This window comes from Rhizobium sp. P38BS-XIX (assembly GCF_012641435.1).
GTDB lineage: Bacteria > Pseudomonadota > Alphaproteobacteria > Rhizobiales > Rhizobiaceae > Rhizobium.
Genome location: NZ_JABAIJ010000005.1, coordinates 22,863 through 43,013, shown reverse-complemented (window position 1 = coordinate 43,013; position 20,151 = coordinate 22,863). Strand labels below are relative to the sequence as shown.

The 20,151-nt window shown below is 60.4% G+C and carries 21 protein-coding genes; 14 read left to right on the top strand and 7 right to left on the bottom strand.

The annotated features are described in order from the left end of the window. Window positions 1–200: 200 nt before the first annotated feature. The 6 genes from HGP17_RS16960 to HGP17_RS16935 all read right to left on the bottom strand — a co-directional run bounded on the left by HGP17_RS16960 (window position 201) and on the right by HGP17_RS16935 (window position 7,801). Window positions 201–1,160, bottom strand: a complete 960-nt coding sequence (locus tag HGP17_RS16960; RefSeq protein ID WP_168811022.1) for a glyoxylate/hydroxypyruvate reductase A — start codon at window positions 1,158–1,160, stop codon at window positions 201–203. An 11-nt stretch (window positions 1,161–1,171) separates the two neighbouring features. Beyond that, window positions 1,172–2,809: an ABC transporter ATP-binding protein gene (locus tag HGP17_RS16955; RefSeq protein ID WP_168811020.1), complete on the bottom strand. Its 1,638-nt coding sequence runs from the start codon at window positions 2,807–2,809 to the stop codon at window positions 1,172–1,174. After that, window positions 2,806–3,960, bottom strand: a complete 1,155-nt coding sequence (locus HGP17_RS16950; protein ID WP_168811018.1) for an ABC transporter permease — start codon at window positions 3,958–3,960, stop codon at window positions 2,806–2,808. Before HGP17_RS16950 ends, HGP17_RS16955 begins: the two co-directional genes overlap by 4 nt. Beyond that, on the bottom strand, window positions 3,960–5,051 hold the full coding sequence (locus tag HGP17_RS16945; RefSeq protein WP_168811017.1) for a microcin C ABC transporter permease YejB: 1,092 nt from the start codon (window positions 5,049–5,051) through the stop codon (window positions 3,960–3,962). Before HGP17_RS16945 ends, HGP17_RS16950 begins: the two co-directional genes overlap by 1 nt. Before the next feature lie 170 nt (window positions 5,052–5,221). Further along, a complete protein-coding gene (locus HGP17_RS16940; RefSeq protein WP_168811015.1) occupies window positions 5,222–7,060 on the bottom strand; it encodes an extracellular solute-binding protein in 1,839 nt (612 codons plus the stop codon). A 105-nt stretch (window positions 7,061–7,165) separates the two neighbouring features. Further along, window positions 7,166–7,801, bottom strand: a complete 636-nt coding sequence (locus HGP17_RS16935) for a TetR/AcrR family transcriptional regulator (protein WP_168811013.1) — start codon at window positions 7,799–7,801, stop codon at window positions 7,166–7,168. Window positions 7,802–7,835: 34 nt separating this feature from the next. Between HGP17_RS16935 and HGP17_RS16930 the strand changes: the two genes are divergently transcribed. The 9 genes from HGP17_RS16930 (at window position 7,836) to HGP17_RS16890 (ending at window position 15,418) form a co-directional block, all read left to right on the top strand. Then, window positions 7,836–8,405 carry an isochorismatase family protein gene (locus HGP17_RS16930; protein ID WP_168811010.1) on the top strand — a complete coding sequence of 190 codons (570 nt, stop codon included), beginning with the start codon at window positions 7,836–7,838 and terminating at the stop codon, window positions 8,403–8,405. Between the two features lie 153 nt (window positions 8,406–8,558). After that, window positions 8,559–9,593, top strand: a complete 1,035-nt coding sequence (gene mepA / locus HGP17_RS16925) for a penicillin-insensitive murein endopeptidase (protein ID WP_168811008.1) — start codon at window positions 8,559–8,561, stop codon at window positions 9,591–9,593. 99 nt (window positions 9,594–9,692) lie between these two features. Continuing rightward, window positions 9,693–10,073 carry a methylglyoxal synthase gene (locus tag HGP17_RS16920; RefSeq protein WP_168811006.1) on the top strand — a complete coding sequence of 127 codons (381 nt, stop codon included), beginning with the start codon at window positions 9,693–9,695 and terminating at the stop codon, window positions 10,071–10,073. 34 nt (window positions 10,074–10,107) lie between these two features. After that, window positions 10,108–11,130, top strand: a complete 1,023-nt coding sequence (locus HGP17_RS16915) for a glucokinase (RefSeq protein ID WP_168811004.1) — start codon at window positions 10,108–10,110, stop codon at window positions 11,128–11,130. A 209-nt stretch (window positions 11,131–11,339) separates the two neighbouring features. After that, entirely contained in the window at window positions 11,340–13,133 is a 1,794-nt protein-coding gene (locus tag HGP17_RS16910) for an ABC transporter ATP-binding protein (RefSeq protein ID WP_168811002.1), read from the top strand. Between the two features lie 14 nt (window positions 13,134–13,147). Beyond that, on the top strand, window positions 13,148–13,972 hold the full coding sequence (dapB, locus tag HGP17_RS16905; protein ID WP_168811000.1) for a 4-hydroxy-tetrahydrodipicolinate reductase: 825 nt from the start codon (window positions 13,148–13,150) through the stop codon (window positions 13,970–13,972). A 122-nt stretch (window positions 13,973–14,094) separates the two neighbouring features. Beyond that, window positions 14,095–14,730 (top strand): 2,3-bisphosphoglycerate-dependent phosphoglycerate mutase, encoded by a 636-nt coding sequence (locus HGP17_RS16900; RefSeq protein ID WP_168810998.1) that lies wholly within the window; start codon window positions 14,095–14,097, stop codon window positions 14,728–14,730. A gap of 104 nt (window positions 14,731–14,834) precedes the next feature. Beyond that, window positions 14,835–15,125 (top strand): hypothetical protein, encoded by a 291-nt coding sequence (locus tag HGP17_RS16895; RefSeq protein ID WP_168810996.1) that lies wholly within the window; start codon window positions 14,835–14,837, stop codon window positions 15,123–15,125. Next, window positions 15,122–15,418, top strand: a complete 297-nt coding sequence (locus tag HGP17_RS16890) for a type II toxin-antitoxin system RelE/ParE family toxin (RefSeq protein ID WP_168810994.1) — start codon at window positions 15,122–15,124, stop codon at window positions 15,416–15,418. The genes HGP17_RS16895 and HGP17_RS16890 overlap by 4 nt, the downstream gene beginning before the upstream one ends. 7 nt (window positions 15,419–15,425) lie before the next feature. Here the strand turns inward: HGP17_RS16890 and phnF are convergent, their stop codons facing one another. Continuing rightward, entirely contained in the window at window positions 15,426–16,160 is a 735-nt protein-coding gene (gene phnF / locus HGP17_RS16885) for a phosphonate metabolism transcriptional regulator PhnF (RefSeq protein ID WP_168810992.1), read from the bottom strand. 93 nt (window positions 16,161–16,253) lie between these two features. On the opposite strand from phnF, the gene phnG reads away from it, so the two are divergent. From phnG to phnK, 5 genes are read left to right on the top strand one after another with little or no spacing between them, the layout of a single operon-like run. Beyond that, on the top strand, window positions 16,254–16,730 hold the full coding sequence (gene phnG / locus HGP17_RS16880) for a phosphonate C-P lyase system protein PhnG (protein ID WP_168810990.1): 477 nt from the start codon (window positions 16,254–16,256) through the stop codon (window positions 16,728–16,730). Continuing rightward, window positions 16,730–17,356, top strand: a complete 627-nt coding sequence (phnH, locus tag HGP17_RS16875; protein WP_168810988.1) for a phosphonate C-P lyase system protein PhnH — start codon at window positions 16,730–16,732, stop codon at window positions 17,354–17,356. Before phnG ends, phnH begins: the two co-directional genes overlap by 1 nt. A gap of 3 nt (window positions 17,357–17,359) precedes the next feature. Then, complete coding sequence (locus tag HGP17_RS16870) at window positions 17,360–18,469, top strand: carbon-phosphorus lyase complex subunit PhnI (protein WP_168810986.1); 1,110 nt, start codon at window positions 17,360–17,362, stop codon at window positions 18,467–18,469. After that, a complete protein-coding gene (locus HGP17_RS16865) occupies window positions 18,466–19,377 on the top strand; it encodes an alpha-D-ribose 1-methylphosphonate 5-phosphate C-P-lyase PhnJ (protein ID WP_168810984.1) in 912 nt (303 codons plus the stop codon). The genes HGP17_RS16870 and HGP17_RS16865 overlap by 4 nt, the downstream gene beginning before the upstream one ends. After that, a complete protein-coding gene (gene phnK, locus HGP17_RS16860) occupies window positions 19,374–20,150 on the top strand; it encodes a phosphonate C-P lyase system protein PhnK (protein ID WP_168810982.1) in 777 nt (258 codons plus the stop codon). The genes HGP17_RS16865 and phnK overlap by 4 nt, the downstream gene beginning before the upstream one ends. Window position 20,151: the final 1 nt, after the last annotated feature.

The following is a 20,151-nucleotide window of genomic DNA, read 5'->3' as shown; positions in this document are numbered from 1 at the left end:
TTCCTGCCCCGTCTCCTGCCCTGCGGACGTCATGCTTTTCGCCGGCTGGCCTACCGGCATGCGGTTGTAGCGCTCTGTTATCAAAAAATGTTGACCGAAAGTCCAGTCACTGAAAGAAAATTGATACCAGAGCAAATAAGTCGCATGTCTCCGACCGCAACGAGGTGAAAAGCCTTCGTCCACGGTCTGACGCTACTGACTTAGTAACCGCGGTTCCGATCTACCAGATGCTGCAGCGGCTCGCCGCGCTCGAAGCGGGCGATCTGCTCTTCGACGTGGCGCATCAGCGCCTTTTCTTCCGACACGGCGGAATCATGCGGCGTGACGATCACGTTTTCCAGATCCCACAGCGGATCGTCGGCCGCCAGGGGTTCGACGGAAAACACGTCGAGCGAGGCGCCGCCGAGAACGCCGGACCGGATCGCCGTGGCGATATCGGCCTGTACCTGGCTCTTGCCCCGGCCGGCATTGATGAAGACGGGCTTGCCGAGAGGGCCGTTGCTGCGAAGTCTGGAAAAAAGCGAGCTATTGTAGATCCCTGTCGTTTCCGGCGTCAGAGGCAACAGGCCGACGAGGATGTCAGTGTGCGCCAGAAAAGCATCGAGTTCAGCTGCATCGAAGGTTTCCATGCCTTCGATATGTTTCTTGGTCCGCGACCAGCCGATGACGTTGAAACCCATGACCTTCAACTTGGCGGCGGCATCGCAGCCGAGAACGCCGAGGCCCATGATGCCGATAGTGACGTCGGCCGCTTCCGGGCCGTGTTGCGGCACCCAGGCATGAAGGCGCTGATTGCTGAAATGGCCGTGGATATCCCGCAGATGCATCAGGCATTGCATGACGACCCATTCGCTCATGCGCGTCGTCAGGCTGCGATCGACGAAGCGAACCATCGGAATATCGGGCAGGTCCGCAATCGACATCATGGAATCGACGCCCGCACCGCCGGAGAAGATCACCTTGAGATTCGGCGCCCGCTGGAAGAGATCGGCATCCGGCTTCCACAGGAGCGCATACTCGACATGAGAGAGGTCAGCACCCTTGTTGGCTGGATCGGCCAGATTGATGCTGCCGCGATCGGCAAAAGCCGCATCCAGCGCCCTGGCGACGCTCTCGGGAGGAAATTTGAGATCGACGAGAATGGGGCTTTTGGCCGGCATGGCGATGGTCTTTACTGCTGAATGGTGGCGGTAGGCACCGCTTCGATGTTGAAGGCGGCGGCGAGTAGCGCCTTGGTATAGTCCTCTTTCGGGGCGCGGAAAATATCGGCCGACGTGCCCTGCTCGACGACCTTGCCGAAGCGCATGACGATCAGTTCGTTGGCAAGCGCCTTCACCACCTTGAGATCGTGGCTGATGAAGAGATAAGCCAAATCGTGCTTTTTCTGCAGGTCGCGCAGCAAATCGACTACCTGCGCCTGCACGCTCATGTCTAGCGCCGAGGTCGGCTCGTCCAGCATGACGAACCGCGGCTTCAGCACCATGGCGCGGGCAATCGCGACGCGCTGGCGCTGGCCGCCGGAAAACTCGTGCGGGAAACGCCAGCGGGTGATCGGGTCGAGACCCACCTCTTCCAGCGCCCAGCAGACCCGTTGATCGCGCTCGTCGGCAGACAAGGAGCGTTCATGAACCTTCAGCCCCTCGGCAATGATCTCACCGACGGACATACGCGGGCTCAGAGAGCCGAACGGATCCTGAAAGACGACCTGCAGCTGATTGCGCAGCGGCCGCATTTCACGGAAGGAATAGCCAGCTATGTTTTTTCCGACAAACGCAATGCGCCCGCTGGACGAAATGAGGCGGGCAAGCGCCAGACCGAGCGTCGTCTTACCGGAGCCGGATTCGCCAACGACGCCAAGCGTCTGACCGGCCCTCAACTGAAGATCGATGCCGTCCACCGCCTTCACATGATCGACGACCCGGCGCATGAAGCCCGCCTTGATCGGGAACCAGACGCGAATATCCTTGCCTTCCATGACGACGGGCTTGGCAGTATCGCTCACAGGCGGCTCGCCGCGCGGCTCGGCCGCCAGCAGGTGGCGCGTGTAATCATGCTGCGGATTAGCGAAAACCTCTTCCACCGTACCTGTCTCGACGATGTGACCCTTCGTCATGACGCAGACGCGATCGGCGAATTTACGCACGATGCCGAGGTCATGGGTAATGAACAGCATGGACATGCCGTGCTTGCCCTTGAGGTCGCGCAGCAGCTCGAGGATCTGCGCCTGCACGGTCACGTCGAGCGCCGTCGTCGGCTCGTCGGCGATCAGGAGTTCGGGGCGATTGGCAAGCGCCATCGCGATCATCACGCGCTGACGCTGGCCGCCCGACAATTCATGCGGATAGGCCTTAAGACGCTTCTCCGGCTCGCGGATGCCGACCTGGTTAAGAAGCTCAAGCGTCCGCGTGCGGGCAGCCTGGCCTGTCATGCCCTGGTGCAGAGCCAGAATCTCGGTGATCTGCTTCTCGATCGAATGAAGCGGATTGAGCGAAGTCATCGGCTCCTGGAAGATCATGGTAATGTCGTTGCCGCGCACGGCGCGCAGCTCATTATCCGATGCCTTCAGCAGATCCTTGCCCTTGAACAGGATTTCGCCGGAGGGATGGCTCGCGGAGGGATAAGGCAGCAGCTTCAGGATCGAATTGGCCGAGACGGATTTGCCCGAACCGGATTCGCCGACCAGCGCCAGCACCTCGCCCTTTCGTATATCGAAGGAAATCCCATCGACGGCCGTCGAGGTCTCGCCGCCCTGATGGAAAGCGACCGACAGGTTGCGGACGGACAAAAGCGGTGTGGAATTTGCGCTCATCGAAACGTCTTCCTCGGATCAAAGGCGTCGCGCACCGCCTCGCCGATGAAGATCAGCAGCGACAGCATGATCGACATGGTGAAGAAGGCTGAAAGCCCGAGCCACGGGGCCTGCAGATTGGATTTGCCCTGGGCGATCATCTCACCCAGCGACGGGGAGCCGGGCGGCATGCCAAAGCCTAAGAAATCCAGCGATGTCAGGGTGGTGATCGAGCCCGATAAGATGAAAGGAAGGAAGGTCAGCGTCGCGACCATCGCGTTCGGCAGAAGGTGACGATACATGATGGTGCGGTTGTTGACGCCAAGCGCACGGGCGGCGCGGACATATTCGAAATTGCGCGCCCGCAAAAACTCGGCGCGTACGACGCCGACCAGCCCCACCCAGGAAAACAGAAGCAGGATGCCGAGCAGGATGAAAAAGCCGGGCGGCAGCACCGAAGCGATGATCAGAAGAATGTATAGCACCGGCATGGACGACCAGATCTCGATGAAACGCTGCATCAGGAGATCGGTCCATCCGCCGAAATAACCCTGTATCGCGCCGGCGCAGACACCGACGATTGCCGAGCAGATGGTCAACGCCAGGCCGAACAGCACGGATATGCGGAAGCCGTAGACCAACCTGGCGAACACATCACGCGCCTGATCATCCGTGCCGAGCAGGTTGAAATTGCTCCAGTTGCAGTTCGGATCGGCAACGCCCTGCGCATAGCCGGAGCAACGCTGCTCCTTGCTCATCGCCCAGAAGGGCGGGGTCGGCGCCGACTTTCCTTGCGGCAGATTGGAATTGGCGGTCTGGTAGGAATAGTGGAACGGCGGCCAGATCATCCAACCATGGGCGTTGATCTCATCCTGAATATCCTGGGCGCGGTAATCCGTCTGCGCCAGGAAGCCGCCGAACTTCTCCTCGGGATAATCGATGAAGACCGGCGCCAGGATTTCGCCCTTGTAGGAAACGAGGATCGGCCGGTCGTTGACGATGAATTCGGCGCCGAGACTGAAGATGAACAGAAACAGGAAGAGCCAAAGAGACCAGAAACCTCTGCGGTTCGCCTTGAAGTTTTCCCAACGACGCGCGTTGGTCGGCGAAAATAGGCCCTTGCGGGGAGGCTTTACCGTGGTCGGAAGGACTGGAGGATTGGCGGCGTCCATCACACGTCCCTCCGCTCGAAATCGATGCGCGGATCGATCCATGTGTAGATCAGATCGGATACGAGGCTGACGACAAGGCCGAGCAGCGAGAAGATGAAGAGCGTCGCAAACACCACCGGATAGTCACGCTGGACGACCGAGAGATAGCTCAAGCGGCCCAATCCATCGAGCGAGAAGATGTTCTCGATCAGGAGCGAGCCGGTGAAGAAGGCGGTGATGAAGGCGCCGGGAAAGCCGGCGATGACGATCAGCATGGCGTTGCGGAAGACATGGCCGTAGAGCACGCGCCGCTCGGTGAGACCCTTTGCACGAGCGGTGATGACATATTGCTTCTTGATCTCTTCGATGAAGGAATTCTTGGTGAGAAGCGTCGTCGTGGCGAAAGCGGCGAGCGACAGCGAAATCAGCGGCAACACCAGATGCCAGAGATAATCGATAATCTTCTGCCACCAGTTGAGATCGGAGAAATTGTCCGAGACGAGGCCACGCAGCGGGAACCAATCGAAGAAGGAACCGCCTGCAAACAGCACGATCAGCATGATGCCGAACAGGAAACTCGGGACCGCATAGCCGATGATGATGATGCCCGACGTCCAGACATCGAAGGTCGATCCGTCCTGCACGGCCTTGCGGATACCGAGCGGGATGGAGATCGAATAGGAGAAGATCAGGATCCAGATGCCGAGCGAAATCGACACCGGCAGCTTCTGCGCAATGAGACCAATGACCGTGGTGTTGCGGAAGAAGCTTTCGCCAAAATCGAAACGTATGTAGTTCCACATCATCTGGCCGAAACGCTGAAGCGGCGGTTTGTCGAAGCCGAATTGCTTGTTGAGCTTGACGATCAATTCCGGATCGAGACCCTGAGCGCCGCGATATTTGGAGCTGCTATCATCCCCGGCCTGCTGCAACGTCATATCCGTGCCGCCGGACAGACGACCATTGGCATTGTCGCCCTGTCCGCTCAGTTGCGCGATGACCTGCTCGACCGGACCGCCCGGGGCAAACTGCACGATGGTGAAGGAAATGGCCATGATTCCGATGATGGTCGGGATCATCAGCAGGATACGCCGGAGGATATAGGCGCCCATCAGCCGGCCGCTCCCTCGAAGAGGGGTGTGTTCCGCCTCGCCTCAACCCAACTATCGTTCAAATCACGTTCCCTTCCGCCGGATAGAAACCAGCGCAATCATCTCAGCTTGAAACCGCCGAATCAGCCTTCAGCATTTGGAGCCAGCGAGCCTCTTATTGCAAGAGAGGCTTACTTTGCTGCGCTTTTCGACCACCAGACATCGGGAAAACCGATGGAGTAGTAAGGCAGATCGGGCAGGTGTTCGAATTTATCCCAATAGGCAATTCTGGTCGTCGTCCCGTAGAAAGTCGGAAGAACATAGTGATGAGCAAGCAGCACGCGGTCGAGCGCCTTGGCTGTCGCTTCCTTCTCCGCCACGTCCTTTGCAAGGATCACTTTCTGAATGAGCGCATCGACGCCCGGATCGGCTATGCCGGCGTAATTACGGGATCCTTGACGGGCGGCCGAAGCAGAGCCCCAGAATTCAGCCTGCTCGTTACCCGGATTAAGCGTCTCGGCCCAGACATTCCACATCATGTCGTAGTCGAAGCTGCGGATACGATTGATATATTGCGACGGATCGACCGTCCTGACGCTGGCATCGATACCGATACGCTTGAGGTTCTGAATGTAGGGTAGAACCGACCGTTCGTAGGAAGGATTGCTCAGCAACAGTTCAAGCGTAAACGGCTGGCCGGTCTGCGCATTCACCATCTTGTTGCCCTTGAGAACCCAGCCCGCATCCTTGAAGAGGGAGATCGCCTTGCGGAAATTATCGCGGATCTTCTGCGGATCGCCGCCGACCGGATTGGCATAGGGTGTCGTGAACACGTCGGCAGGCACCTTGTCCTTGACGCTGTTCAAGACATCGAGTTCGGCGCCCTGCGGCAGGCCTGAAGAGGCGAACTTGGTGCCGAAGAAGAAGCTGTTGACGCGCGTCAACTGGCCGAAAGACAGGGTTCGGTTCAGCTCCTCGAAATCATACGCGTAGTTCAGCGCCTCGCGGACGCGCTCGTCCTTGAAGCGTTCCCGCCGCATATTGGGAACGAGCGCCTGCATGATGCCAACGGAGCGAAGCGTGTTGGGCAGCTCTTCGCGCTTGATGCGGCCATCCTTGGCGGCCGGGAAATCATAGCCCGTCACCCAATGGCTGGCCGAATTGTCCTGCCAATAGTCGATGGTGTTGCCGCGAAACGCTTCGAAGGCGACGTCGTAGTCTACAAAATAGACATAGTTGATGGCGGCGAAATTGTTCTGACCCAAGTTGACTGGCAAATTCTTGCCCCAGTAATCGTCACGCAGTTCGTAGCGGATCGCGGAGCCTGGCTGCACGGAGGCAATCTTGTATGGGCCGGAGCCCATGACCGGCTCCAGCGTCGTGCGCGAGATATCGCGCGGCTTGCCGTCCGGACCTGCCGCTTCCCACCAATGTTTCGGCAGGATTGTGAGCTGGCCGAGGATCGATGGCAGCTCCCGATTGCCCTTTTCATTGAAATGGAACGTCACATCGCGATCGCCGGTCTTTTCCGCGTTCACGACATGCCCGTAGTAGCTTGCCCCCATCGGGTTGAGCTCTTTGAATTTTTCGAAGCTGAAGATCACGTCTTCGGGCGTGACCGGTGTGCCGTCCGCCCACTTCGCCTCGGCCCGCAGACGGAAGGTGGCGCTCGACACGTCGTCGGGATAGGAAACGCCTTCGGCCAGCAGGCCATAGGAAGAATTCGCCTCGTCATCGGCTTTCTTCAGCAGCGTGTCGTAGATCAATTCGGTTCCATCGGCGACGTTGCCCTTCAGCAAGACAGGATTGAAGGTATCGAACGTGCCGCTGCTCGACAGCTTCACCTCACCGCCTTTCGGCGCGGTCGGATTGACGTAGTCGAAATGCTGGAAACCGGGCTGATATTTGAGATCGCCGAGAATGGCGGTGCCGATCTTGAATTGCGGTTCGTCGGCTTTGGAGGAGATGGGCAATGCCAGCAGGCAAATGAACGAAAAAACCAAGCCTGCTTTCAACCGTGCCGATGCCATTCATGATCTCCTGATGCCTTATCGAGAATCAGCATAAGGCAAATGAGGGCAAAAAGCAGGACGCAATTGCTCATCTCTTCGCAACGCAACCAGGAGCTCGCCCAATCAGGCTCCGGAAGCGGCCTCGCTCAGGCGTCGGCGCAACATCAAACGCAATTCGGTGACGACGCGCCGGTCTTCCGCTGCATCCGGTTCGCTGCCGGCGACGACGGCGATGCGCAGGAGCTCGAGAATGATCCCCGACATCAGCGCGATATCGTCCGATATCGGCGGCTGCGCCCGGCGCAAGACATTTCCAATCAGCTCCTTCAGCTCCGCCCGCGAACGGACCTTACGCTCCTTGGGAATATCGCGGCGGCCGGCCAGAACCGGAAACTCGGGATACTGCTCGATGAATGCACCAAGCGCATCGAAGATGGCTTCGCCGCTATCGGCCGCGGACAGGCCGGGCCGCTGCTCCGCCAAATGATGCAGCCCGACTTTCAGACGCTCCAGCCGATCTATGTGCAGCGCCTCGGCAAGCAGGGGCTTGGTCGGGAAGAATTGATAGAGCGAGCCGATGGAAGAATTCGCTTCGGCGGCAATCTCCGTCATCGTCGCCGCGTCATACCCCTTGCGGGCAAAGATTCTGGCTGCTGCCTCGAGCAGGATAACGACACGGTCATGGCCGCGCTGCCGTTTCGGCGTGCGCGTCTTCAATTCTTCACTTGATTTTTGTGAGGTTTCACTCATATTTTTCATTGTGAGGATATCCTCATATTTCTCGGAGCCCCCAATGCCACTTTACGATCCAAAGACCACCGCCCTCATTTCCATCGACCTGCAAGGCTTTGTCCTCAGCCGTCCTCTTGCGCCCTACCCGGCCCAGCAGGTCATCGCCAACACGGTTGCCATCGCAAACAAGCTGAAGGCAGAAGGTGGTACGACCATCTCCGTAACAGTCGGATTTTCCGCAGACTATGTCGACGCTGTCAATCAACCGATTGACGAAAGCTTCACGCTTCCCCCAGGTGGCTTGCCGGCAGAAGCGCTTGCGCCGCCGGCTGAAATTGCCGGTTTGACGCCGGATGTCGCCATCGTGAAGCGCCAGTGGAGCGCCTTTTACGGCACCGAACTCGACCTGCAGCTTCGCCGCCGTGGCATCAAAACACTGATTCTGACGGGAGTCGCCACCAATTTCGGCGTCGAATCGACGGTGCGCGACGGCTTTGCCGCAAACTACGCCGTCATCGTCGCGGAAGATGCGGTCACGACGTTTTCGCAGGACATGCAGGATTTTGCCTGCACGAAGGTGCTGCCCCGCCTGTCACGCATCCGCAAGACAGCGGAAATTCTGGCGAACTGAGCGTCCGCGGCTGCCCACCCTCTTGAAAGGCGGCGCTCGTCAGCCACCTGTGATTGTCGCGGATTAACTTGGACCATTTTTCAGGATAGTCTCGCCGCAAATCACTTCGGCCCGTTCGTTTTGGATGATGCCGGCCGCCTTTCAAGGATTTGCATGGTACCTCTACTGCTTCGTTCGCTTCAGACTATCGGCAGGCTCTCATTCGCCGCCACGATCGGCATGAGCCTTGTTGCCGGTGATGTGCTGGCACAACAGACGGGTCCATCGCCCGGTAGCGCCAAGGCGATCTTCGGGGCTGTGACCCTGCCGACGCAGGGGCCGCCGCAATCGATCGGCTTTTATGCCAAGGGTTGCCTTGCCGGCGCGGTGGCTTTGCCTGCCGATGGGCCGACATGGCAGGCCATGCGCCTGTCGCGCAATCGCCGTTGGGGCAGGCCGGAATTGATCGGGCTAATCGAGCGCCTGTCGCGCGATGCGGCGAAAAGCGACGGCTGGCCGGGTCTGCTCGTCGGCGATATCTCGCAGCCGCGCGGTGGCCCGATGTTCAACGGCCATGCCTCGCACCAGATCGGGCTTGATGCCGATATCTGGCTGACGCCCATGCCCGCGAACAAATTGACGGCAGCCGATCGCGAAACCCTGCCTTTCACGACGATGCTGGCCAAGGATAAATTTCTGACGATCAATGACAGGGTCTGGACGCCGGCACATGCTCGTCTGCTGATGCGAGCGGCCAGCTATCCGGAAGTCGAGCGGATCTTCGTCAATCCGGCCATCAAGAAGAAGATGTGCGAGACATGGACCGGCGATCGCAGCAACATGGGCAAGCTGCGCCCGGAATACGGCCACGACTCGCATTTCCATATCCGGATTCGTTGCCCCGCCGGCTCGGTAGGCTGCACGCCGCAGGCACCGGTCGCTGCCGGTGACGGTTGCGACAAGACGCTTGCATGGTGGCTCGGCCCTGAGCCCTGGGCAAAGCCGAAACCGAGCACGAAGCCGCCGGTCAAGCCGCGCGAAGTCATGGTTTCCGATTTGCCCAAGGCTTGCGATGCCCTGTTGGCCGCGCCCGCGGTCGGCTCCGTACGCGCCGCGACCTATGGCACCAAGGGAGCCGGAGCGGGGGCGGAAACCGACGTGATGCCGGCCTCGGGCAACACGCCCCCCGGCCAAATCCCGCAACAGTGAGGTGTGCCAGGTCCCTGCCCAAGCGGTCTTTCAAACATCATCCTCTTAGTATAGAAGGCGGATAAATCGATTGAAAACACGTGGGGGAGCGGGGACTTCATGGCCGGCAGCAAATGCATCGCGCTGATCGCGCATGATCAGAAGAAAGACGCGATGGCCGAATTTGCTCGGCGCAATCAGGCCTCTCTCGCCGATTGGCATATCGTCGCCACCGGCACGACCGGCGGTCGCGTGCTCGACGCCTGCCCCGATCTCAAGGTGACACGCCTGAAAAGCGGCCCGCTTGGCGGCGACCAGCAGATCGGCGCCTTGATCGCCACGGGCGAGATCGACATGCTCATCTTCTTCATCGATCCGCTCACGCCCCTGCCGCACGACGTCGACGTGAAGGCATTGACGCGGCTTGCCGTCGTCTACGACATTCCCATGGCGCTCAACGAATCCACTGCCGAGCGGCTGATCAAAACACTGAACCATTAATCCGCCTTGCCGGCGACAGACCACGGACCTGGCCATGCCCGAGCTCAATCACAGCGATGCCCCTCTGCCTTTTCCCATTCTGATCGGCGATATCGGCGGCACCAATGCGCGCTTTTCGATCATCGCGGATGCGAATTCCGAGCAGCAACATTTTCCCGTCGTGCAAACAGCGAATTTCGCGACGATCGACGACGCCATCAAGCTGACGCTTGAAAAGAGCAGCGTGAAGCCGCGCGCGGCGATCCTGGCGATGGCAGGTCCGGTGCAGGGCGACGAAATTCCGCTCACCAACTGCGATTGGGTGATCCGTCCGAAAACGATGATCGCCAATCTCGGCATGGACGACGTACTGGTGATCAACGATTTCGAGGCACAGGCTTTAGCAATCGCCGAGATCGCCGACGAGCATCGCGAGACCATCGGCGAGGCTTCCGAAGATGTAACGGCGTCTCGCGCTGTGCTTGGCCCCGGCACCGGTCTTGGCGTCGCCGGCCTGATCCATACCCAGCACCAGTGGATCCCGGTGCCGGGTGAAGGCGGCCATATCGATATCGGACCGCGCAGCGAGCGCGACCTGCAGATCTGGCCGCATCTGGAGCCGATCGAAGGCCGTATCTCGGCCGAGCAGATCATTTGCGGCCGTGGGCTACAGCATCTCTATCACGCCATCTGCACGGCCGACGGCATCGAGCCGACCCTGAAGGAGCCGGCCGACATCACCACGCACGCACTGGCCGGCACCAATCCGCAGGCCGAGGAGACCCTGACGCTGTTCGTCACCTATATCGGCCGCCTCGCCGGCGATATCGCGATGATCTTCATGGCACGCGGCGGCGTCTATCTCTCGGGCGGCATTTCGCAGAAGATCCTGCCGGCGCTGCAGAAGCCGGAATTCCGTGCGGCCTTTGAAGACAAGGCGCCACATACCGAAATGATGAAGACGATCCCGACGCATGTGGTGACACATCCGCTCGCGGCCCTTTCCGGCCTGGCGAATTACGCCCGCAAGCCGGAGAGGTTCGGCCTTGCGACCGACGGCCGCCGTTGGCGGCGCTAGCGGCTGGGACACAGCCGATGGCGCACCGAAGCATCGGCTGCGCCGGAGCTTTTTGAAAGAGCCGCCATGCATTATAATGAGCCCGGCTCTGCGGCAGGCCTTAACCAGCGCGGCAGGCCATGTCTAGCCAAAGCCGTCCTAACTCTTTATAGAGCCGCGACAGCACATGTGATGTGCGGCTCGCTTGGTTTAAGACAGGAAGCCGATTTTTGAAGCTACCAGACACGAAAAACAAAAACGTCGACAGCGAAGCCATCACCGGCATGCTGAAGCGGATCATCGGCGAAAACGGCCGTGATCACATCTGGGGCTATTCGATCGCAATATTCTGTCTGGTCGTTGTCGCCGCGTCCACCGCGACGATGGCTGCGGTCATGAGGCCAATCGTCAACGGCGCTTTCTATGAGCGTCGCGCCGAGGTCATGTGGCTGATTTGCCTCGCAATTCTCGCAGCCTTCATAGCGCGCGGTTTTGCCGGTTACTTTCAGTCGGTCATTCTGTCGAAGATCGGCAACGACATCATCGCTCGGTATCAGCGGCGTCTTTACGCGCATCTGATGACGCTTTCAGTCGGCTTTTTCAACGAGGCGCGCTCGGCGCAGATCGCGGCCCGTGTGAGCCAGAACGTGTCCGGCATCCGCGATGTGATGAACCTCGTCATCACCTCGACGGCGCGAGACTTCTTGTCATTCATCTTCCTGCTCGGCAACATGGTCTACCAGGACCCGATGCTGAGCCTTATTTTCTTCGTCATCGCGCCGCCGGTGTTTCTGGCCCTGCGTCACATTTCGAGGCGCCTGCGCGCCGTCACGCGCGAAGCCGTCGTGTTGAACAGCCGTGTGCTTGGCGCGATGCAGGAAACCATTCAGGGCGTTTCCATCGTCAAGGCCTTCACGATGGAGCGCGAGCTCGAGCGTAAGGTCGACAAGCTGATCACAGCGGCCGAAAGCCGGCAGAACCGCATCGCCCGCATTTCCGAACGCAATGGACCGCTGATCGAATCGGTCGCAGGCTTTGCCGTCGCGGGCATCTTCGCCTATGCCGCTTATCGTTCGATCTACCAGAACGTACCGCCAGGCGCCGTTTTCTCCTTCATCGTTTCGCTGCTGCTCGCCTATGACCCTGCCCGTCGCCTCGCCAAGCTGCAGGTGCAGCTGGAGCGCGCAGTCGTCAATGCGCGGATGATCTACGAACTGCTCGACATGGAACCGCGCCAGCGTGATCTGCCGGACGCAAAGTCGCTTGTCGTGACGGACGCCCGCATCGAATTCCGCGACGTGGAATTCGCCTATGGCGACGAGGCGGTTCTCTGCAGCGTTAGCTTTACGGCCGAGGGCGGACAGACGACGGCCCTGGTCGGTCCTTCGGGTGCCGGCAAGTCGACCGTCATCAATCTCATCCCGCGCTTCTACGATCCGAAAGCGGGCAGCATCCTCATCGACGGACAGGATATTGCCCACGTCACGAAGCAATCCCTGCGAGAGCAGCTCGCCTATGTTTCGCAGCAACCCTATCTGTTCGAAGGGACGATCCGCGACAATATCCGCTATGGACGCCCGGAAGCGACGGATGCCGAGATCGAAGAGGCCGCACGCCTCGCTTACGCCCATGATTTCATCGAGGCGCAGCCGATGGGTTACGACACGCCGGTCGGTGAAAACGGCGTGACGCTGTCCGGCGGCCAAAGGCAACGTCTGTCGATCGCCCGCGCGCTGGTGCGAAACGCGAAGATCCTGCTTCTCGACGAGGCAACCTCCGCGCTCGACACGGAATCGGAAGCGGCCGTACAGAAGGCCCTCGAAGAGGCGATGAGCGGCCGTACGGTCGTCGTTATCGCGCACCGCCTGTCGACAGTCGTTCGCGCCGAGAAGATCGTCGTCATGCAGAACGGCCGGGTTGTCGAAGAGGGCAACCATGAGACGCTTGCGACGGCCGATAATGGCATCTACGCTCGCCTCAACAACCTGCAGCTACCGGCCGTATCAAGCAATTCCCGTAAATAGACGATAGAGACGACATGAGCGACGATGCGATGAAGCTGGTGGTGGTTGGCGCGGCAGGCCGCATGGGACAGGCTCTCATCCGCATTATTCATGCGACCGATGGCGTAACCCTGCATGCCGCCGTCGCGCGCGCAGGTTCGGCTTTCATCGGCAAGGATGCCGGCGAGATTGCGGGCCTTGGACCCATCGGCGTGCCCGTCACAGACGATCCGCTTGCAGCCTTCCTGCATGCCGAAGGTGTCATCGATTTCACCAAACCGGAAACGAGCGTCACCTTTGCAGGCCTCGCGGCGCAAGCGCGCATCGTCCACATTATCGGCACGACAGGCTGTTCCGACGAGGACGAGGCTAAGTTCAAGGCTGCCGCGCGCCATGCCCGCGTCGTCAAGTCGGGCAATATGGGTCTCGGCATCAACCTCCTGAGCGTACTCATCGAGCAAGCCGCACGCGCGCTTCCTTCGAACGACTGGGACATCGAGGTGCTGGAAATGCATCATCGTCACAAGGTCGATGCGCCTTCCGGTACGGCACTTCTGCTCGGCCAGGCGGCAGCCAAGGGGCGCGGCATCGATCTCAATGATCATTCCGTGCGTGTGCGTGACGGCCAGACCGGTCCGCGCCCGACGGGCACGATCGGCTTTGCGACCCTGCGCGGCGGCGGTGTGGTCGGCGATCACTCGGTCATCTTCGCCAGCGAAAGCGAGCGCTTGACGCTGTCGCACAATGCCGGCGATCGCTCGTTGTTTGCCCGCGGCGCATTGCAGGCGGCGCTTTGGGCGCGCGACAAGAAACCCGGCTTTTACTCCATGCTCGACGTTCTCGGGCTTTCCACACGCTGATCCGATCCAGGAGCGGATCGGCACGCAAGCGTTGATCCCCTCCAACCTTTTATTGTCTCGCAATTCCCAACGGAAAACCGCCACGCATTTTTCCTGGGATTGCTCTATCAAGGAGAAATTTTATGAGCGGTACTCTCGTTCTCGTTCGCCACGGGCAAAGCGACTGGAATTTGAAAAATCTCTTCACCGGCTGGAAGGACCCCGATCTGACCGCGCTTGGTGTCGAAGAAGCCAAAACCGGCGGCAAGGCGCTGGCCGACTACGGCATCAAGTACGATATCGCCTTTACCTCGGATCTCACACGCGCCCAGCACACGCTGAAAATCATCCTCGATGAAATCGGTCAGCAGGGCCTCGAAACGATCAAGGATCAGGCGCTGAACGAGCGCGACTACGGCGATCTCTCGGGTCTCAACAAGGACGACGCCCGCGCGAAGTGGGGCGAAGAGCAGGTTCACATCTGGCGCCGCTCCTACGACGTTCCGCCGCCCGGCGGCGAAAGCCTGCGCGACACCGGCGCTCGCGTCTGGCCCTATTACCTGACGGAAATCCTGCCGCGCGTGCTTGCCGGCCAGAACGTGCTGGTCGCCGCCCATGGTAACTCGCTGCGTTCGCTTGTCATGGTCCTCGACCGTCTCAGCAAGGCGCAGATCCTGGAGCTCAACCTCGCGACCGGCGTTCCGATGGTCTACAAGCTCAAGGCCGATTCCACGGTCGCCTCGAAGGAAGTCCTCGGCGACATGTCCGGCGCGCATTGAGCGGCTGAGAGACAAGCCACCCCTCGCCCTCCAGAACGGATGAGGGGTGGAAAACACGACAGCATGTGTTACATTGCACTGCATATGCAACACATGGACTCGATATGACGGACGCGACATTTACCTTTCGGGTTGAAGAAGAGTTGAAGTCCGCCTTCAGCGAGGCCGCAAAAGCGCATGATCAAACCGGGGCGCAACTGCTTCGAGGTTTCATGCGTGATTATGTGAAACGTCAGCAAGACGTTGCTGAATATGACGCATGGTTTCGCCAGCAGGTTCAGGCCGGTCTTGCATCCGCCAACGCCGGCAACCTCATTCCTGACGACAACATCGAAGCTGAATTTGCCGCTTTGCGTGAAGAAACACGCCGTAAGCTCAGCGGAAAATCTTCGTGAAGCTTGCATGGACTCCCGAAGCAAGGGCCGACCGACGCGCGATCTATACCTACATCGAGGCAGAAAATGCCATGGCAGCACTCGCGCTCGACGAACTACTCGCAAAACGGTCAAAGCAGCTCATTACCCATCCGATGACGGGCCGACCTGGTCGCGTGCAAGGGACCCGAGAACTCGTCGTTCATAGAAACTACTTGCTGGTCTATGATCTCGCGGGCGAGACGGTGCGCATAATCCGCATCCTGCATGCCGCTCAGCAATGGCCGCCGAACGATTTTCAACCGAGTTACTAGCTCGATTTCAGTTCTCGACGGTGAACCGCACTCTGTCGGCGGCAAAGCGCGAAATCGAATATTGCACCGGGACATTGTCGAGATCGGCGTTCAGTGCCTGGGCGACCAGCACGATGGCACCCGGGGATAGCTGCAGATCGGTAAGATCGCCTTCGTCAGCATGCGTTGCGGTGATCTCGGTCACGACGCGGACGTAATCCGCAACACCAAGCTCCTTGAATGCCTTGGTGATCGATCCGGTCACCCTGTAAATTTCCGCGATGTTGCCGAAGCGATCGGCGGGAAACCAGCTTGTCGCGCGCGATACCGGGCGATGATCCGCATGACCGAGCGTTTCGAGCCTAATCAACGGCGCGCCGGGCTCGATCCTGAGCTGCTTGGCCAACTCGCTGCTGGCGACATCTTCACCGGATGCAAGCAACATGCTGCGGGTCTCGCGCACCTGATCGCCGATCCCTTGTGAAAACCGCGTCCGCCTCGAAATCGGAAAGCTGAGGCGCTCCTTGCGCTCGATCAGCGTGCCGCGCCCCTGCACGGCCCGAACGATCCCTTCCTGGGCAAGTGCGGCAAGCGCACTTCTGATCGTGTGCCTGTTGACGCCGAACTGCAGCGCCAGCGTTGTCTCCGGCGGCACCATGCCGTTTTCGTCGAAATCCCCGTGATTGATCGATGTGCGAATCCGGTCGGCAATCTGCCGCCAAAGCGCTACGCCCGTCTGTCTCTGTATCCTCTGCCCTGCCATCTCGCCCTGTCACACGCTTGTCACGACTCACTAATAGAGATAAGCATATCTTGTATGGTTGTCTATATCAATAGACATTTAAAGGATGGCGCGATGAATTCAGCACAAAGGCAGGAAGCGGCCGCACAGGAGCGGCGGGAGCGCAAGCGCGTTGCCGATCTTCTGGCGCAGGCAGAGCGTGACGAGCTAGAAACGGCTTGGGAAGCATTGCCGAGCAAGCCGACGGCACAGCCGGTGCGCGGCCCGGAAACCGGGCTTGTCATGGTCCGCGGCCGCATCGGCGGCGGCGGCTCTCCGTTCAACCTCGGCGAAGTCACGATGACGCGCGCCACCGTTCGACTGACATCCGGCACCATCGGCCATTCGCACGCGCTCGGGACCGATCGCGAAAAGGCCCGGCTGTCGGCCATCTTCGATGCGCTCTGGCAGCAGTCTGCTACCCGGGAGTTCGTTGAGAAGACGATCCTGCAGCCCGTCACCGAGCGTATTGCCAACTATGACCGCAAACGTGCCGAAGAAACGGCAGCGACCCGCGTTGATTTCTTCACCATGGTTCGCGGAGAAGATTAATGAGCCTGTTCAATACCCCGACCTTCGGCAACGAAGCCCTGACCGGCGGCTTCAGCGATCCGGTTTTCGACGCGCAGAGCGTCTTCAAGATGACGATGGACGGCATGGCGCGTCCCGGCACCCTGCAGACCGTCACGGCTGATATCGCGCCGCCGGCGCCGCTCGGCATTGCTGCCGGCGCCATCGGCCTGACCCTTTGCGACCATGACACGCCAGTCTGGCTCTCCAACAGCCTGGCAAGATCGAGCCTGCCGGAATGGTTGGCTTTCCACACGGGCGCGCCCGTGATCGCGGAACGACTGGAGGCGCATTTCGCCTTTGTCGAAGCCGGCATGGCGCTTTCCTCCTTCAGCCAGTTCGGCATCGGCACCCAGGAATATCCGGATCGCTCGACGACGATCGTGCTTGAGATCGAAAGCCTCGAAGGCGGCAAGGAACTGGCGCTTTCCGGTCCAGGCATCAAGGATATCACCACGATCGCTCCGATCGGCCTGCCGGATGCGCTATTGCGCATCTGGAATGACAATCGCGCCCTCTTCCCGCGCGGCGTCGATCTCGTCCTGACCGCCGGCCGGCAGTTCATCTGCCTGCCGCGCACCACCAAGATCATCGCAACGGAGATGTGACATATGTATGTTGCCGTAAAGGGCGGGGAAACCGCCATCGCCAATGCTCATCGGCTGCTGGCCGACCGCCGTCGTGGCGACCGCTCGCTGCCGGCCATTGGCATCGACCAGATCGTGGCCCAACTGGCGCTTGCCGTCGACCGCGTCATGGCAGAAGCCTCGCTTTATGACCGCTCGCTGGCCGCGCTCGCCGTCCGCCAGGCGCGCGGCGACATGATCGAAGCGATCTTCCTGCTGAGAGCCTACCGCACGACACTGCCGCGCTTCGGCTACTCCCAGTCGATCGACACATCGGCGATGAAGATCGAGCGCCGCATCTCGGCGACCTACAAGGACCTGCCGGGTGGGCAGCTTCTCGGCCCGACCTTCGATTATACGCACCGCCTTCTCGACCCCAGCCTGCTCACCGACGAGGCTGTCGACGAGCCGATGCAGCGCCCGGCCGAGGACGGCCGCGTGATGCGCGTTTCCGAAATCCTCGGCCAGGAAGGCCTGATCGAAGGTGACGGCACACTTCCGATGGACCACGAGATCGGCGATCTGACGCGCGAGCCGATGGAATTCCCGATGTCCCGCGATCTTCGCCTGCAGGCGCTTGCGCGTGGCGACGAGGGCTTTCTGCTCGCACTCGGCTATTCGACCCAGCGCGGCTATGGCCGCAACCATCCCTTCACCGGTGAAATCCGCATCGGCGAAGTGGAAGTCGAATTCGACGTGCCCGAACTCGGCTTCGCCGTCTCGCTCGGCCGCATCCAGGTGACCGAATGCCAGATGGTCAACCAGTTCATGGGCTCGGCCAAGGCTCCGCCGCAGTTTACCCGCGGCTACGGCCTGGTCTTCGGCCAGAGCGAGCGCAAGGCCATGGCGATGTCGCTGGTCGACCGTGCGCTGCGTGCCGACGAGCTCGGCGAGGATGTCGTCGCGCCGGCCCAGGACGAGGAATTCGTCATCTCCCACTCCGACAATGTGCAGGCGACCGGCTTCGTCGAACATCTGAAGCTGCCGCACTACGTCGACTTCCAGGCCGAACTCGACCTGGTGCGGCGCATGCGCCGCGATTTCGAGGCCGCTCGCGAGCGCGGCATGGACCCCATGACGGAGGCAGCCGAATGACCGAACTCGCCACCTACAATTTCGCCTATCTCGACGAACAGACCAAGCGGATGATCCGTCGCGCCATTCTGAAGGCGATCTCTATTCCCGGTTACCAGGTGCCTTTCGCCTCCCGCGAAATGCCGATGCCTTATGGCTGGGGCACCGGCGGCGTGCAGTTGACGGCGGCCATCATCGGCCCGCATGACGTGCTGAAGGTCATCGACCAAGGTGCCGACGACACGACGAATGCCGTCTCCATCCGCGCCTTCTTCCAGAAGGTCGCCAACGTCGCCGTCACCACGCGCACGGACGAAGCAACCATTATCCAGACGCGCCACCGCATTCCGGAAGCCAGGCTCGGCCCGAACCAGGTTCTGGTCTACCAGGTGCCGATTCCGGAGCCGCTACGCTTCCTGGAACCGCGCGAAACCGAGACCCGCAAGATGCATGCGCTTGAGGAATACGGCCTCATGCACGTGAAGCTCTATGAGGATATCGCCCGCAACGGCCGCATCGCCACGACCTATGCCTATCCGGTCAAGGTCGCGGGCCGCTATGTAATGGATCCGTCGCCGACGCCGAAATTCGACAATCCGAAAATGCACCTTTCGGACGCGCTGCAGCTGTTCGGCGCCGGCCGTGAAAAGCGCATCTACGCCGTGCCGCCCTACACCGAAGTCGTCAGCCTCGACTTCGAGGATCATCCCTTCGAAGTGCAGCGCTTCGACAAGCCCTGCGCTCTTTGCGGCGCCGAGCAGGTCTATCTCGACGAGGTGATCCTCGACGACAAGGGCGGGCGCATGTTCGTCTGCTCCGACACCGATTTCTGCGAAGACCGTCGCGCGCATGGCCATGTCGGCTCGATGTTGGCGCCGGACGGGCTTGCATCCGATGGATTGTCTGGTGGCAAGGAGGCTGCCGAATGAGTGACTTACCCCTTCTGAAGGTCAAGGACATCTCCAAGTTCTACGGTAGCCGTATCGGCTGCCGCGACGTGTCCTTCGAACTGTGGCCCGGTGAAGTGCTCGCCATCGTCGGCGAATCCGGTTCCGGCAAGACGACGCTACTCAACTGCATCTCGACCCGGCTGTTGCCGACGACCGGCAGCGTCGAATATCACATGCGCGACGAAACCTATCGCGACCTGTTCCGCATGAACGAAGCGGAACGCCGCTTCCTGATGCGCACCGACTGGGGCTTCGTGCACCAGAACCCGGCCGACGGCCTGCGCATGACGGTTTCGGCCGGCGCCAATGTCGGCGAACGGCTGATGGCGATCGGCAACCGCCATTACGGCAACATCCGCAACACGGCCGTCGACTGGCTGGAGCGCGTGGAAATCGATGCCGACCGCATCGATGACCAGCCGCGCGCCTTCTCGGGCGGCATGCGCCAGCGCCTGCAAATCGCGCGCAATCTGGTGACAGGCCCTCGCCTGGTCTTCATGGACGAGCCGACCGGCGGTCTCGACGTATCCGTGCAGGCTCGCCTGCTCGATCTGGTGCGTGGCCTCGTCAACGATCTCGGCCTTTCGGCCATCATCGTCACGCACGACCTCGCCGTTGCCCGCCTTCTGTCACACCGCATGATGGTGATGAAAGACGGACAGGTGATTGAGCATGGTCTCACCGACCGCGTGCTCGACGACCCGCGCGAACCCTATACGCAACTGCTGGTCTCTTCGATCCTGCAGGTCTGAG